We start from the raw sequence: 15,382 nt of genomic DNA on the forward strand, positions 1-15,382 counted from the left end.
TCCGTATGATATCGGTTAGTTGAAGATTAGTAAAAGCCGCTCTTTGATACTTAAAGTGTGTTTGATTTAATTTAGTCATTTATAAGTAGTCTTCAAAGCAGATTATTTAAGTCCCCCTAGTTTAAAAACTAAAAAATATTTTGTTGGAGATGATGTTGTTAAAAGTTCGACAGAGACATTTTTACTGTCTTTTTATTTGCCTAGTCTGGTCAATCAAAGGTTGGTGCTCTCCTTGGATAGGTACACTTGAACCACAGCTACATCAAGATTTACAAGTGCTGGTGGAATGGAGAATACTAGACGCATCAGTAAGCAGTTACCCTGTTCCTTGGAAAGGCATTGCAGAGCAATTAGAAAAACTCCAAATACAATCTCTTCCAAGTATTCCAGCCACTTCAGCGCAGCGATTGAAACACTATTTACAAGCGCATAAAAAACAAACGGGCCAGTCAGTTATTAGCCTGTATGGAGCAACGGACAACAGCCGATTCATCGGATTGAATGGTGTGCAGGCTGAAAAAGTCAAACTTAACATTACTAAAGAGTTTTATGCTGGCCGTTGGGCTGGGCAGGTCTCTGCAAACCGTGAACGTGGAGGCAAAAATCATTTTGACCAAAGTTTTTTGGCTTATCAATTTGGTGATTGGAATCTACGTGTTGGATCATTGAACCAGTGGTGGGGGCCAGCACAATCTAGCAGTCTTATTATGTCTAATAATGCCAGGCCTTTGCCCTCTATCAGCTTTTCCCGCTCACAAGCCACCCGTTCTGAAAATAAATGGTTAAGTTACCTTGGCCCTTGGTTTCTCACAGCTCAAATTGGCCAATTAGAAAGTCAAAGGACAGTGCCTGATACTAAATTATGGATGACGCGTTTTAATTTCAGCCCCGTTTCAGGTTTAGAGGTGGGGTTGTCATGGAGTGCTATGTGGGGTGGTGAGGGGCAAGCCAATTCTGTTGGTGACTTGTTTAAGGTTCTTACATTTCAAACGGAATGTGTAAACGGTGAGACAAGCTGTGATGATGCTTTAGAATCCAAGTCGGGTAATCACATCGCGGGCTTTGATTTTAAATACAGTATGCTGGTGTTCAATCGGCCTTTTAGCATATATGGGCAACGTATTGGTGAAGATGCGATTGACTACTATCGTGTTACCGATAACGCTAATTTGATTGGTTTATCAACTTACCTGTGGGGCAATAAAGTGTTTGTCGAGTCTAGCGACACTAATTTTGCATGCTCTAATGCCGGTAACGATGAAAAAAATTGTTTTTATGAGCACTGTACTTATCAATCTGGTTATCGTCGATATGGTCGTTCTATAGGTAGTAGTTTTGATAGTGATGCCAGGATGCTCACGCTAGGTATGAATAAAAGCTTTCACGATGGTGACTTATTTGAACTAGTTGTTAATCGCCTAACACTTAATGAAGATAAAGAGTCACCTTCGCCTGTTCTTAATGGTCTGAGTGAGAAAGTATTCAGGCTTAGCGGTTTTTATCAAACTAATTACGGTGATTGGTTAGTTAAATTGGGTGCAAGCATTGAATATGCAGAAGTGGATAATGCCGATGCTGAAACCGATAGCTTGATATTTGCTGAGATAAAATACCGACTTAATTAGGCATTAGCTGCTTTGTTTTCTACCGTATGGTTATAGGCAGATAGCAGTGCTTGCCAATCAGCAGTTTGCCAATGAATCTTGTGTAATCGCTGTTCTTTTTCAAATGAGCGTTTTAGGCGTTGAATATTAGTGCTCTTCCAAGCACTGCCTGATTTTACTGCGCATTTATCAAAATCAATTAACCAAGCTTTTTGTTCGTTGTCGAGCATAATATTGTGGATATTTAAATCGTGATGATAAATCTGCTGATTGTGAAATTCGGCAATAGTTTGACCTATTTTTTGGCATACATCCTCAGGTAGGTTTTGATTAAGTAAAATGTGGTGTAAGTCTTGGGCATTGGGGATTTTTGTTGAAATAAGATCTGCTTGGTAATACAAACCTCTCCTATTTAACATGGCAGCAATAGGCGCGGGACAAGCTAAATCAAGGGTGCGCATATGCTGCAGTAAAGTAAATTCTTGCCATGCACGGGACTGCTCAAGTCCGGTATACAGATATTGGTCACTCAGCACTTTGCCAATCAACCCGCCTCGGCGATAATGACGTAATACATATTCATTTTTGTTATGTTCGAAAAAATAGGTCGTGCCGCGGCCTTTGGCTTGGCCAGTTATGGCATTTTGCGCTTGCCAATATTGACCTGTAAACATTTGGGGGGTGGGCTCAGAGAAATGTTCTGCATCAAATAACATGACATGTGAGTTAATAGTTTTTTGCTGGATAATAGCCATGTTACAATTTTGACTCAGGAGTAATATTCGTATTGTATACGGAATACTTACGTAAGTGCAGACTCAGATAGCTGTTTTATGTGTCGACAAATTGAGTAACCCCCATCTATGAAAAAGCACCTTTCTAGTGAATCACAGTCAGATGAAATTGAATTGATTATTGGTAACTCAAATTCAAATTTTTCGGGTGTGACATCCACGATGTTGCAGGTCATGTCTTATCAAAAAGAGCTGATTAACTTACGTATAATGGGTCGCCATTTTTTACCTGACCAGGCATTGGCTATCAGTTTTTGGCAAACTGCAAAAATGTGTAGAACACCACTCAAAAGTGGCAAGTGGCGTATTTTTCACGCCCGCCGAGTAGACGAAATGATCCAAGGTGTACTACTTAAATATTTGTTCAGAGCAAAAATTAAGTTGGTATTTAGTTCTGCTGCACAGCGTAAACGTTCTGCCTCAACTGTGTGGTTAACGCGAAAAATGGATGCAGTTATTGCGGTAAGTAAAAGATCGGCAGGTTTTTTATGTGACCCCCCCAATTTAGTCAATCCCCATGGCGTGCAAGTTAATGACTACCTTCCAGCTAAAGATAAACAGCAAGCTTGGGCTGATTTAGGTTATGGCGGTAAATATGGCATTGGTATTTTAGGCCGTGTCAGAAAACAAAAAGGTGTGCATCTATTTGTTGAAGCATGCATTGAGCTATTTGACAAATATCCCGAGTATCATTGTGTGGTTGTTGGTGCAATTTCATCCAGCAATAAAGAGTTTGTCGAGCAATTAAAAAGTAAAGCAGCACAAGCCAATATGACCGACCGAATTATCTTTACCGGTGAATTGCCATTTGAACAAATACCTAAAATATTTAGTGCCCTGTCTTTGGTTTCAGCACTCAGTGATAACGAGGGGTTTGGTTTAACCGTATTGGAAGCAATGAGCAGTGGTGCTGCAGTCCTAGCAACCGAAGCTGGGGCGTGGGAGGAAATAGTTCGTCCAGCAGTTGATGGTTATATTGTGCCGGTAAATAACCAACAAGCGGTGACTGAGAAAATGGACTTATTATTATCTGATCCTGAAAAACTAACCCAAATGGGCATAGAAGGGCGAAAACGAGTTGAGACTAGTTATCGTGTGGAAGACGAGGCAATTCGTTTAATTGAGTTTTTCCGTACCTTACAATAGGGCTCTCCTAAAGAAGAGTGTTATTTGAGTAGGTGTTAAGACGTTATGACATCTAGGGTTTTTTGTATCGCGCCACTGTTATCCGTTAACACTTGTTTGCCAGCTTCACCTGCGCGTTTCCTTTGTTCAGGATTGTCTAACCAGATTTTACAGGCCGACTCAATTTGATGTGCATCTGTCACCGACAGTAACGCACCGCTATCGGCTAAAGCTTTACAGATAGCGGGATTATTATAAGTCGATTCTCCCATCAAAATAGGCACACCTACAGCTGCAGGCTCCAAAGCATTGTGTCCACCTCTATCAGCTAAACTGCCACCTACAAAACTAATATCTGCCAATGCGTAGATAGAGCGTAATTTACCCATTTGATCGCATAACAGCACTTGAGTAGCGGATTTGCAGGCTTTTGCTTCACTCATCAAAACGGTTTCAATGTTCTGTTTTTGTAATAGTTGATGAACCTTTTCAAAGCGTTGAGGATGACGAGGTACAATGACTAACAATAACTGTGGGTAAGCTGTCACCAAAGCCAAATAGGCTTCTAATAAAATTTGTTCCTCAGGTTCATGGGTGCTTCCAGCCACGATTAGTAGGCGTTGTTCTAAGGCAAAGTTAGTTCTTATTGTTTGACTCAGTGCAATGTCTTGAGCAGAAATGGTCAGATCGAATTTAATATTATTGGTCAAAGTTAGCTTTTCAGGAGCCACTCCAAGGGTCAGATAGTTTTGGTAATCTCTATTGTCTTGGGCACAAATTCCAGTAATTTTTTCAAACATAGGCTTAAATAAAGAGGGAAATTTTTGATAGGTCTTAGTCGACTTTTCACTCATTCTACCGTTGATGATAAAAATAGGGATACTCAAACCCCAACATTGATTGCACAGATTTGGCCACAGTTCCATTTCATTTATGAGCACTTTAGTAGGACGTTTTGTTTTTAGAAAAAGCGTTACAAAGAGCGGAAAATCATAGGGTAGGTAAGCATGCTCAACACGATCGGCAAACAACAACTTAACCCTATCTGCACCGGTGGTCGTATTGGTTGTGATGGTAATACTTTGTTTAGGGTTTTGAGTTAATAGCTGTTCAACCAAAGTTTGTATTGCCACCACTTCACCCACAGAGGCGCAATGGATCAATAAAACATCCTTATTGTTGCCATGATTTTGGGTAAACCCATAACGAGATAAACGTGCTTTTGTGTAGCCAGGTTTGCGCCTGAGCATCTGATAAATAAAGTGACAAAGTGCCAAAGGAATTATAAAAAGCCAAATTAATGAATAACCGAGTAACACAATTTTTTGCTTGGTACTGGGTGTAAAAGATGTGGTCATGGCTTATGCGTATATTTGAGAGTAAATAGAACAATGCTTACTTTAGCAGGTTTTACCTTATACGAAAGTGTCATTATTTTAAATTGCGCCATACTGTAGCTAATCTAAAAGATTGAAATGTAATTGATTTTTATTAATTTATGGCTTTTTTTTGAAACTCATTTAGTATAAAAATACACCCTGACTGGAGTTCGTTTTTGAATCAAATTCGCCAACATTTCCGCTCAATGTTATTTGTCAGTCTAGGATGTTTCTTATCTGTAGCCTCTTCGGCAGATAGCCAAATTCCAGCGATACGTGTTGTGGTGAATCCATCGGTTGAATCTAAAAATATTAGTGTCGAACAAATCCGAAGAATTTTCTCTATGCGTCAAACTGCGTGGTCTAATGACCAAGCTATCACTGTTTATGTGCTCTCAAATCAGCATCAAACGCACAAAACTTTCAGTACTAAAGTACTTGGAATGTTTCCTTATCAACTTGATCGTATATGGAACAAATTGGTTTATTCAGGATTAGGGGAGGAACCAATAAAGGTACAAAGCGAGCTAGAGATGCTCGAACGTGTTAGTCAGAAACCAGGTGCTATTGGGTACGTAATGCAGCTGGCGAATGACGACAATGTCAATATTATTAAAGTGTTAGGGGAGTAACTAAATATGAAGCTTTCATCACTTTTCATTTGTTTGGGATTACTATTTCAATCAAATTCGCTTTTTGCTGAATCACTTAAGCTAAATGGTTTTGTGGCTCAGGGCATTATTCAGGCATATGATTCTAACTTTGTAACGGATGAGGGCGGAGTATCCCTTGAGCTGACGGAATTAGGAATCAACAGCTCTTATCGGATTAATCCTTCTTTTCGGGTGGCAGGTCAGGCCGTATATTTAGACGGTGGTAATCGCTACCCAGATGGGTTTAGAGTCGATTATTTGTTTTTAGAGTGGCAAATATTTAATAAAGCAAATTGGCAGGTTAAAGCCCAGATTGGCCGCAACAAAAATTACCATTGGTTGTATTCATCTACCCGAGACGTACCACATACTCGACCTTCAATCATTTTGCCTCAATCCCTATATTTTGATGCTTTTCGTGATGTTGCTTTAGGTGTAGATGGATTAATGTTAATTGCGCAAACAGATAATAAGTTAGGCGAGTGGGACATCAACTTAAGTTATGGAAATTCAAGGATTAGTTCAGAGCAGACAAAAAATTTATTGGGCGCCAGTGCTACTGGAAAATTAAAACATGATAGTGATAAACAGTTTAGTGTGTACTGGCGACCTAAATTAACAAATTTTCAATTTGGTTTTTTCATTACTGGATGCTGATTTTAGTTATAAACGTGGTGACAATGACACACTGTTTAATGGTGATGAAACATCCCAAAGGATCATGTTTAACCTTTTGTATCAGGGGGAAAGTTGGGAAATTGCTTCGGAAGTTATGCGCGAGCGAGTTATTGCAGACAATGTATTATTTCCAGGATTTTACAGTGATACCTTTGCAGAAGGGGGATATCTACAAGCTAGATATTTTGTGTCTAATCAATTAACTGTACTGGCTAGATTAGATATATATGACCGAGACAGGCAGGACAGAGAGGGTAAAAATCTGGAAGTGGCAAGCCTGGGTTTAGTGCCAGGGTATTTTGGCTTAATGGATCAAGCTACGGCAGGAGTAACTTGGAAATTTACTAAAAACATTCAGATACAAGCTGAATACCACAGAGTAAAAGGTACGGGCAGGTTAGCGCCTGTTTTCACCCCAAATCCAATCTTAAATAACAATAAATATTGGGATATGTGGGCAGTGCAGCTTATGTACTGGTTTTAACTCATGCGTAAATTTGTCAGCTTGCCGACTAAAATAATGGGCCTTTTAATGGCTTTTTTATTGGTCGCAAGTGCTTCACTTACTTATTTGTGGGTGACCAAAAATAATCAGGACTTTTTTGTTCAACAGCAAACGCTGTTGGACCAAGATCAAAAACAATTTGAACTAATTCGAGGTCTATTGCGCAGTAGAGTAGAGACTTGGTTTGAATCATTCGTACATTTCCAAGCAAATTATGCCGATAATATTGATGGAGCAGCGTTTTTCTTCGAACAAGAGTTTGACTATTTACAACTTAACTGGCAAATCAACGATTTATGGTTATTTGATAACAAAAGTGAGTTACGTTTTAGTACTTCGAAAACACAACCAAGTTACATTTTAGATGATGTGATGCAGGTTATTAATACTCAGTCTTCAGTTTCCAACATTCGTTGTGCATTAGAATGTCAGCAACAAATTAGCCTGCCTATTTTGTCTAGTTCTGATGAAATGGTTGTATTGTCTGTGAGTAGTTCTTTGTTGGAAGCGTTGGCCGCCGTTAATCGTTCTACTTTTGCTAAGTTAGCAATTTTAGGTGCTGATAAATCTACAGATGATGTTATCCCGTTACGGGAATTAAGGTTAACGGATTTAACTGTGAAGCCTCCTATTAGTTTTACCAACAAACAGTTTATGCAAGAGCTTCTTAAAGATTTACCTAACGGCCTTTTACTCTCACAAATGCTTGATTCTGGCTATCGACTAGAGAGAGGTGAAGACGTGTTCCAACTAAATTTATTGCCTATTGATCCACATTTAGAAAACGCAATTTATTTAATGTTTGTGCACGATATTAGCGATTCATCATTGACCCATAAGGAATATAAGAAGCGGGTGTTAGTCACATCTATTGTCGTGGTATTGCTTTGTGTTGTTGCATTATTTCTGATGACTTGGCAAATTCGTCGCCGTTTGTTGCTATTGGCTGAGCAATTGCCTCTTTTGGCACAAAAAAAGTATCAAGAATTTCGTATTCATAAATTCGCCAAAAGCCGGTTTTTTGTCGATGAAATTGAGTTATTACAAGACTCTGCAAGTTTACTCAGTAAAGAGTTGGAGTCTCTAGATCAAAAAATTGAACAGAATACTCGCGAGTTAGAAAATATTGCCATGTATGACCGCCTTACCGGTCTACCCAATCGTAATATGCTGAATTACCAGTTGAAAAAATTACTGGCCACTATGAAGCGAGAATCAAACAAACTCACTGTTATGTTTGTCGATTTTGATAAGTTCCGTAAGATCAACGATACCCACGGTCATGATATTGGTGATGCGTTTTTAATCAATGCAGCACAGAGAATACGCGGATGTTTACGTGATTCGGATATGTTGTTCCGCTTTGGTGCGGATGAATTTGTGGTGGTGTTTTTAGAGCAAAGCATTAGCGAAGGTGCACCTATATTGGCAACAAAGCTTCTTAATAGTTTTAGAGAGCCTATTGCTGTTGATGAACTGCTCTTCTATACGTCAAGTAGTATTGGTATCGCTAGTACTGAAGATGCCTTGATATTATTGGATGACTTAGTTAGACAGTCGGATATGGCGATGTATGCCTCTAAAGATTCAGGAGGTGATAAATACAGTACTTTTAGTGATGACATGCAAAAGGCCGTAATACGTAAAGTAGAGTTAGAAAATGAAGTACGTGATGCCCTTGAAAGAGGAGAGTTTAGTTTTGCTTTACAGCCCCAAGTAGAAATAGCAACGGGCAAGCTCTTTGGGTTTGAAGCCCTTATTCGTTGGGTTCACCCCGAACGTGGTTTTATTCCGCCTGATGAATTTATCGCACTAATTGAAAATACAGCAAACATGCTAAAAATAGGTTATTGGGGGCTTAAAAAAGCATTTGAAATATTACAAAAACTCGATGACTTGGGTTTTAAAAATCTTAAGGTAGCAGTTAATTTATCTGCCAGTCAGTTTTTGGATCCCGATCTTATACCCTTCTTGCAAGAGCAGATTAAAGTATTTAATCGTAACCCTTCGCAAATTGAATTAGAGTTAACAGAAAGAACAGTGGTCGCTGATATTGAACAAACTCTGGACACCATGCGACAACTAAAAGAAGTGGGTTTTATTTTTTCCATTGATGACTTCGGTACGGGGTATTCGTCTTTGGCTTACCTAAAACAGATGCCTGTTGATATTATCAAAATAGATCGTAGTTTTGTTTCTGGGATGAGTGACAATAGTGCTGATATGCAAATTGTTTCTTCAACTATAGCCATGGTGCAAAAGTTAGGTATGCAAGTGGTGGCTGAAGGTGTTGAAACCTCTGCTCAAATGAAGTTGTTACAAGATTTACACTGCGAAATAGGCCAAGGATACTTTATCTCGCGCCCTATACCAGAAAACGATTTATATGCTATTTTACCTGATAAATTACAATTTGGTGTATGGGACAAGCTAAACAATTTATCCTAGCGCTACTAGTAACAAGGTGTACAAAAAGTTTGCCACTTGTGTATAACCGTCTACTCTGAAAATTGTCATTCAGCATATTGAATATATATGATCCGCTTTTTTGCCATTCCATAATTAGGACTTTCCATGAAACATGACTTTTATATCCGCTTATCTCAGCAAATTGAAGACACTAAGGCACAAGGACTTTTCAAAAATGAACGTATCATAACCTCAAGCCAACAAGCTGATATTGAAGTTAATCGTAAACAACAAGTACTCAATTTTTGCGCAAATAATTATTTGGGTTTAGCAAATCACCCAGAATTGATTGACGCCGCAAAAGCCGGTTTGGATAGTCACGGTTTTGGTATGGCTTCAGTACGTTTTATTTGTGGTACGCAAGATATTCATAAACAGTTAGAAGCTAAGATAAGTGACTTTTTGGGCACACAAGAGACGATTCTTTACCCCTCTTGTTTTGATGCTAACGGTGGGTTATTTGAAACTATCTTGGATGCTGAAGATGCCATTATCTCCGATTCATTGAATCATGCCAGTATCATCGATGGAGTCAGGCTTTCCAAAACGAAGCGTTATCGGTATGCAAATAATGATATGCAAGCCTTAGAAGCACAACTTATTCAAGCTGATGCAGACGGTGCTCGGACTAAACTGATTGCCACTGATGGGGTGTTCTCTATGGATGGTGTGATTGCCGACTTGGCCGCAATATGTGATTTGGCAGACAAGTATCAGGCACTGGTCATGGTAGATGATTGTCATGCCACTGGTTTTGTTGGTGAAAATGGTCGAGGAAGTCATGAATATTGTGACGTGATGGGCCGAGTAGACATCTTAACCGGTACATTAGGCAAGGCTTTAGGTGGCGCGTCTGGTGGTTATACATCGGGTAAAAAAGAGGTGATTACTTGGTTACGACAACGTTCTCGTCCGTATTTATTTTCAAATTCTGTCGCTCCGCCAATTGTTGCCGCATCTTTAAAAGTGTTTGAAATGATGCAGCATGGAGATGGTTTACGTAAACAGTTGACTAGCAATGCGGCTCATTTTCGTCAGAGAATGTCAGATGCGGGTTTCACCCTTTCTGGTAAAGATCATGCCATCATTCCTGTGATGTTAGGTGATGCGCAGTTAGCCAGCGATATGGCTGATAAAATGCTAGAAAGAGGCGTTTACGTAGTAGGGTTTTCCTTCCCAGTGGTACCTAAAGGGCAAGCACGTATTCGAACCCAGATGTCTGCCGCTCACAGCATCGAACAAATTGATTTAGCAGTAGATGCTTTTATTGAAGTTGGTAAAGAATTGGGAGTGATTTGATGAAAGCGTTAGCCAAGCTACATTCCAAAAAAGGCATTTGGATGACCGAGTGTGAAAAACCCACTGTTGGTCACAATGATTTATTGATAAAAATTCACAAAACCGCGATTTGCGGAACTGATATGCATATCTACCAATGGGATGAGTGGGCACAAAAAACGATTCCTGTGCCTATGGTTGTTGGCCATGAATATGTTGGTGAAGTGGTTGGTATGGGCCAAGAAGTACTTGGCTTTACATTGGGTGATAGGGTGTCTGGTGAAGGACATATCACCTGTGGACATTGCCGAAATTGCCGAGCAGGTCGTCGCCATCTATGCAGAAATACCACAGGAGTGGGAGTGAATAGACAAGGCGCCTTTGCTGAATATTTGGTGATCCCTGCCTTTAACGCTTTTAAAATTCCACACAATATATCCAGTGACTTAGCCGCTATTTTTGACCCTTTTGGTAATGCCGTACATACCGCCTTATCTTTTGATTTAGTTGGAGAAGACGTGTTGATTACAGGCGCTGGCCCTATTGGTATTATGGCCGCAGCAGTAGCGCGGCATGTCGGTGCGAGAAATGTCGTTATCACTGATATAAATGAGTACCGTCTAGATTTAGCCACTAAAATGGGCGCTACTCGTGCGGTCAACGTTTCTAATACTAAGTTACAGGATGTGATGCAGGAATTAGGTATGACTGAAGGTTTTGATGTGGGTCTTGAGATGTCGGGAGTGCCAATAGCACTGCGTGATATGCTCGATAAAATGAATAATGGTGGCAAAATAGCGATGTTAGGTATTCCACCTAACGATGTGGCGATAGACTGGAATCAAGTCATTTTTAAAGGTTTGATGATAAAAGGAATTTATGGCCGTGAAATGTTTGAAACATGGTATAAAATGGCCAGCCTAATTCAAGGTGGATTAGATTTAGGACCTATGGTTACACATCAGTTTTCTATTGATGACTTTCAGCAAGGTTTCGATGTTATGGGATCGGGTCAATCTGGTAAAGTGATCCTAAATTGGCAATAGAATGAAGTGTGAACTTCTGAGGGGAGTTATCTAGATGGAGCAATTTGCCCATATATCTGTGCAAGAGACACAAAAAAAATTGTTAGAAGGTGAAGTACGGATTGTTGATATCCGCGATGACGCAGCCTTTTCAGCTGGGCATATTAAAGACTCCATACAGTTAACTAATGGTTCGCTGCATAGTTTTATGTCTGATGTGGAATTTGATACGCCAGTGATCGTCTGTTGTTATCATGGTGTCAGTAGTCAACAAGCTGCACAGTTTTTAATTCACCAAGGTTTTGAAGAAGTATATAGCTTAGATGGTGGATTTGAGGCGTGGCGCCAAAACCAGTCGTTTGAAGTTTCACAGCCAGATATTTAAAAATTATAGGAAGTATAATAGGTTTGTCTACCCCGCATAAGTTAGTCGCCTTTTCTAAAGAACAACCGGCAAGATTACTCACTATTTACCTTAAAGAACAAGGTATTCAAGCGGAGTATCACTATTCAACTAATGAGTATTCACATGCCGTGATGTTGTTGCAGGAATTTGACCAAATTAAAGCCAAACAATTAGCTGAAGAGTTTGTGCTTAATCCGAATAACGAAAAGTATCAAACGGCAGCGTGGCAGTCCGGCGAAACGGTTAACTTAATTGCTGATAAATCTTTTTCTGCAGCTAAAACCCTTTATGACCTAAAACAAGCTCCTTTTACCTCAAGTATTTTGGCTATTTGTCTGCTTATTTATCTTTTGGCAATGCTAGGTGTTTCAGCTCCCTATGTTTGGCTAAAAATTCAACCAATTGGCATGCTTGTAGATACGGGGCAATGGTGGCGGGTATTAGGCCCAGCACTTATTCATTTTTCAGTTCTGCATATTGCGTTTAACCTACTGTGGTGGTGGAGTTTAGGTAAACAAATCGAAAAAACGTTTGGTATCAGTAGTTTGCTAATGCTATTTGTATTTTCAGCTGTTGTGTCCAATATTGCACAGTTGTTGGTCAGTGGTCCGAATTTTGGCGGGTTGTCAGGTGTAGTCTATGCCTTAGTCGGTTGTGTTTGGTGGCTAGGCTGGTTAAAACCTAGCTGGGGACTGTCACTACCTAAACCTATAGTGGTATTTTTGTTGGTTTGGTTAGTGGTGGGTTATATAGATATTTTACCTGTTCAGATGGCAAACACCGCTCATACAGTAGGCTTAATCTGTGGTTGTCTGTTTGCTTGGTTTTTGGTTTCTAGGGCAAAAAGCCCTAGAACGCTTTAATCTGGATATTTAGCTCTGATGATAAATGTACCTTGTAAAAATAACATCCTTAATCATTTCAGAGCCAGTTTCTTTGATCATGAGTTCTTGAAGTTTTTCTAAACAAATACGTCTAATATCTTCGCGACCGGTTAGCGATTTAACTTTTTCCGCTGGCTGGCTACCAAAGACTTCAATTGTTGCTGCTCTCATCAGTGGGGAATGATGTTCAGCTGCTTCAAGAAAATTTGGACCTTCTAACATTAGTTCGATTGACACCGAAACAAAGCCTAATTTCCTGGCACTCGAGCCTAAGAAGTTGGTCACAATAGCTGGTTCGAGGCTGAAATATGCGTAGCTTTTTCTGACCACCTCTTGTCCATATACCACACTGTGAAAACTTAAAAGAGTTAATAAACTAGCTAGCAGCCATTTTGTTTTTTTCATCATTAGTTTCTTTTGTTAGTTATCATCACAGATGCTTTAAGCTTACCAACTTTTATTGGGTGCATAAAACTAAATTGGACATAAACGTATTTAACTTTAGTCTAAGTCGTGCACTTGTTATTATTCATTTTCGCTAATCAATAACGTTGTAAAATTGAACTATTCATATACTTTTCCAGTCGGTATTCCATCATTATGGGCTCATCCTGACCAGTTTTCTATTCCCAATCCTTGTTTGAAAAACTGGTTACTTAACACCGATTCGTTGACCCAAAGGTTACAATCTCAGTGCAAGTCATTTCATTTGACCGTTATAGGTCAACGGCAGGTGGAGATAACTCTTGAGGAGTTTCAACAAGTATGTGCGCCAAAACAGAAGTTAAATCCACAAGAATGGCAAGTTAGAGAAGTGTTATTGTGGGGTGACAATCAACCGTGGGTATTTGCTCGGTCAATCATTCCGCAGAGTTTATGCGAAAGTGATTTTGTTAATCTTAATACTAAACCTTTAGGTCAGTTGTTATTTAATGATAAGCGGTTCAAACGTATGCCATTTGAAATAACGCATATTTATCCAAGCAAAGCGTTTTTGACGAAATTACACATATCCTCTGAGATGAAATTGTGGGGTCGCCGATCTGCATTTAGTTTTGAGGATTTAAAAATGACCGTTAGCGAAGTGTTCCTTCCTAGCTCGCCTGCATACCAAGAGATGAAATAAACAAGTATGAGTGACTCTAGACAATTATCGAGGGAAAAATTAAACGCTTATTGGCGTTTAATGCGTGCCGACAAACCTATAGGTATCTATTTGTTACTGTGGCCTTGTGTATGGGCATTATGGGTCGCCTCAGCAGGGGTTCCTGACCTACATATATTTGTGGTGTTTATTTTGGGCGTAGTAGTGATGCGATCGGCGGGTTGTGTTATCAATGATTATGCAGATCGCAAAGTAGATGGTTTGGTTGAGCGTTCTTCGACTCGGCCTCTAGTGAACGGAGAAGTATCCGAAAAAGAAGCATTGGGATTATTCTTGTTGTTGTTGTTTTGCGCGTTATTACTGGTTTTAACCTTATCGTGGCAAACAGTTCTTATGTCAGTAGGCGGTTTGATATTAGCCACCATTTATCCTTTTATGAAACGTTACACTCATTTCCCACAGGTCATACTTGGCGCGGCTTTTAGTTGGTCTATCCCGATGGTTTTTGTGGCTACAGGACAACCATTAAATTGGGTGGTTTGGGCTTTGTATTTTGCCAATTTAGCTTGGACAGTGGCTTATGATACTGAGTACGCTATGGTTGATAAAAATGATGATCTTATAGTTGGTGTGAAATCAACTGCCATATTATTTGGTCAATACGATAAGTTGATCATAATGTTGCTGCAAATATCCTGCTTATCATTACTTGTTGCAGTAGCAGTATGGTTGAAACTAAGTTGGCCGTTTTACCTCGCGTTAGTTGTTAGTATAGGGTTATTTTTGTACCAACACAGATTGATTAAAGACCGAGATAGGAGCTTATGCTTCAAGGCTTTTTTGCACAATCACTACGTGGGATTGGTGTTTGCCATTGGAATTATCGGGCATTACATCATTTATCCTACTTAAGGAAATCTAATGGGCGAATTCATTCGTGGAATTTGTAGTCCAGCTAAATCTTTGATGTCACAGTTTAGCTATTTAGTTAAGTTCTCTGTTGTAAGTGTCATTATTATTAGCCCACTAATTGTTAGTTTGTTTTTTTTGCAATACGAATACGGTGATGAAATACGTTTTACTAAAAAAGAACAGCAAGGATTAGAGTTGATTAAAACCGCTCAAAATGAGCTGTTAATACTTGCGTCAGTTATCATAAAGGGACAAAAAAACTCAACTGTTAACAGTCAATTTTCAAATTTTGAAGGCTATGTTTTTGTAAACTGTTGCAATACTGTATATAATTACAGCTGTTAAGGAGGTGGTCTATGATCCCAGCACAGTTTACAAAGTTTTTAGAGCAATTTAATGGCCTCACTGACAGCTAGTTGCGCCAAGTTGAAAAACGATTGGAAGGTAATGATGAAGTTACCAATATTGTTAAGCAATTAGAGCACCGTATGGTTGATTCACCAGAATGCCCTCACTGCCACAGCAGCCTTATCAATCGTCATGGCAAAACCGATAACATGCAGCG

16 protein-coding genes and 1 pseudogene are annotated in these 15,382 nt (G+C 39.5%); 14 read left to right on the top strand and 3 right to left on the bottom strand.

Annotated features, from left to right (window positions below; genetic code table 11):
- Positions 1 to 155 precede the first annotated feature (155 nt).
- On the top strand, positions 156 to 1,625 hold the full coding sequence (locus QZ488_RS11105) for a capsule assembly Wzi family protein (RefSeq protein WP_293748595.1): 1,470 nt from the start codon (positions 156 to 158) through the stop codon (positions 1,623 to 1,625).
- On the opposite strand, the gene QZ488_RS11110 is transcribed toward QZ488_RS11105, so the two are convergent.
- A complete protein-coding gene (locus QZ488_RS11110; protein WP_293748597.1) occupies positions 1,622 to 2,359 on the bottom strand; it encodes a 3-deoxy-D-manno-octulosonic acid kinase in 738 nt (245 codons plus the stop codon). The two genes, QZ488_RS11105 and QZ488_RS11110, sit on opposite strands and share 4 nt — an antisense overlap.
- Before the next feature lie 108 nt (positions 2,360 to 2,467).
- On the opposite strand from QZ488_RS11110, the gene QZ488_RS11115 reads away from it, so the two are divergent.
- Positions 2,468 to 3,544 carry a glycosyltransferase family 4 protein gene (locus QZ488_RS11115; RefSeq protein ID WP_293748599.1) on the top strand — a complete coding sequence of 359 codons (1,077 nt, stop codon included), beginning with the start codon at positions 2,468 to 2,470 and terminating at the stop codon, positions 3,542 to 3,544.
- 35 nt (positions 3,545 to 3,579) lie between these two features.
- On the opposite strand, the gene waaA is transcribed toward QZ488_RS11115, so the two are convergent.
- Positions 3,580 to 4,881 (bottom strand): lipid IV(A) 3-deoxy-D-manno-octulosonic acid transferase, encoded by a 1,302-nt coding sequence (gene waaA, locus QZ488_RS11120; RefSeq protein ID WP_293748601.1) that lies wholly within the window; start codon positions 4,879 to 4,881, stop codon positions 3,580 to 3,582.
- 197 nt (positions 4,882 to 5,078) lie between these two features.
- Here waaA and QZ488_RS11125 point away from each other — a divergent pair, with 197 nt between their 5' ends.
- The 8 genes from QZ488_RS11125 (at position 5,079) to glpG (ending at position 12,779) form a co-directional block, all read left to right on the top strand.
- Complete coding sequence (locus QZ488_RS11125; protein ID WP_293748603.1) at positions 5,079 to 5,534, top strand: substrate-binding domain-containing protein; 456 nt, start codon at positions 5,079 to 5,081, stop codon at positions 5,532 to 5,534.
- Positions 5,535 to 5,540: 6 nt separating this feature from the next.
- Positions 5,541 to 6,212, top strand: a complete 672-nt coding sequence (locus QZ488_RS11130; protein ID WP_293748605.1) for a hypothetical protein — start codon at positions 5,541 to 5,543, stop codon at positions 6,210 to 6,212.
- Entirely contained in the window at positions 6,187 to 6,717 is a 531-nt protein-coding gene (locus QZ488_RS11135; protein WP_293748607.1) for a hypothetical protein, read from the top strand. Before QZ488_RS11130 ends, QZ488_RS11135 begins: the two co-directional genes overlap by 26 nt.
- 3 nt (positions 6,718 to 6,720) lie before the next feature.
- On the top strand, positions 6,721 to 9,186 hold the full coding sequence (locus QZ488_RS11140; protein ID WP_293748609.1) for a bifunctional diguanylate cyclase/phosphodiesterase: 2,466 nt from the start codon (positions 6,721 to 6,723) through the stop codon (positions 9,184 to 9,186).
- Between the two features lie 126 nt (positions 9,187 to 9,312).
- Positions 9,313 to 10,506 (top strand): glycine C-acetyltransferase, encoded by a 1,194-nt coding sequence (locus tag QZ488_RS11145; protein ID WP_293748611.1) that lies wholly within the window; start codon positions 9,313 to 9,315, stop codon positions 10,504 to 10,506.
- Positions 10,506 to 11,531 carry an L-threonine 3-dehydrogenase gene (tdh, locus tag QZ488_RS11150; protein WP_293748613.1) on the top strand — a complete coding sequence of 342 codons (1,026 nt, stop codon included), beginning with the start codon at positions 10,506 to 10,508 and terminating at the stop codon, positions 11,529 to 11,531. Before QZ488_RS11145 ends, tdh begins: the two co-directional genes overlap by 1 nt.
- A gap of 34 nt (positions 11,532 to 11,565) precedes the next feature.
- Positions 11,566 to 11,895, top strand: a complete 330-nt coding sequence (glpE, locus tag QZ488_RS11155) for a thiosulfate sulfurtransferase GlpE (RefSeq protein ID WP_293748615.1) — start codon at positions 11,566 to 11,568, stop codon at positions 11,893 to 11,895.
- 23 nt (positions 11,896 to 11,918) lie between these two features.
- Positions 11,919 to 12,779 (top strand): rhomboid family intramembrane serine protease GlpG, encoded by an 861-nt coding sequence (gene glpG, locus QZ488_RS11160; RefSeq protein ID WP_293748617.1) that lies wholly within the window; start codon positions 11,919 to 11,921, stop codon positions 12,777 to 12,779.
- 9 nt (positions 12,780 to 12,788) lie between these two features.
- On the opposite strand, the gene QZ488_RS11165 is transcribed toward glpG, so the two are convergent.
- Complete coding sequence (locus QZ488_RS11165; protein ID WP_293748625.1) at positions 12,789 to 13,205, bottom strand: flagellar basal body-associated protein FliL; 417 nt, start codon at positions 13,203 to 13,205, stop codon at positions 12,789 to 12,791.
- Positions 13,206 to 13,359: 154 nt separating this feature from the next.
- Here QZ488_RS11165 and QZ488_RS11170 point away from each other — a divergent pair, with 154 nt between their 5' ends.
- The 4 genes and pseudogenes from QZ488_RS11170 to QZ488_RS11185 all read left to right on the top strand — a co-directional run.
- Positions 13,360 to 13,926, top strand: a complete 567-nt coding sequence (locus QZ488_RS11170; RefSeq protein WP_293748619.1) for a chorismate lyase — start codon at positions 13,360 to 13,362, stop codon at positions 13,924 to 13,926.
- Positions 13,927 to 13,932: 6 nt separating this feature from the next.
- Positions 13,933 to 14,817, top strand: a complete 885-nt coding sequence (gene ubiA / locus QZ488_RS11175; RefSeq protein WP_293748621.1) for a 4-hydroxybenzoate octaprenyltransferase — start codon at positions 13,933 to 13,935, stop codon at positions 14,815 to 14,817.
- 9 nt (positions 14,818 to 14,826) lie between these two features.
- On the top strand, positions 14,827 to 15,162 hold the full coding sequence (locus QZ488_RS11180) for a hypothetical protein (RefSeq protein ID WP_293748623.1): 336 nt from the start codon (positions 14,827 to 14,829) through the stop codon (positions 15,160 to 15,162).
- A gap of 71 nt (positions 15,163 to 15,233) precedes the next feature.
- Positions 15,234 to 15,382 (top strand): annotated as a pseudogene (locus tag QZ488_RS11185) (IS1595 family transposase); the annotation flags it as partial.

The organism is uncultured Paraglaciecola sp. (genome assembly GCF_913020055.1).
Lineage (GTDB): Bacteria > Pseudomonadota > Gammaproteobacteria > Enterobacterales > Alteromonadaceae > Paraglaciecola.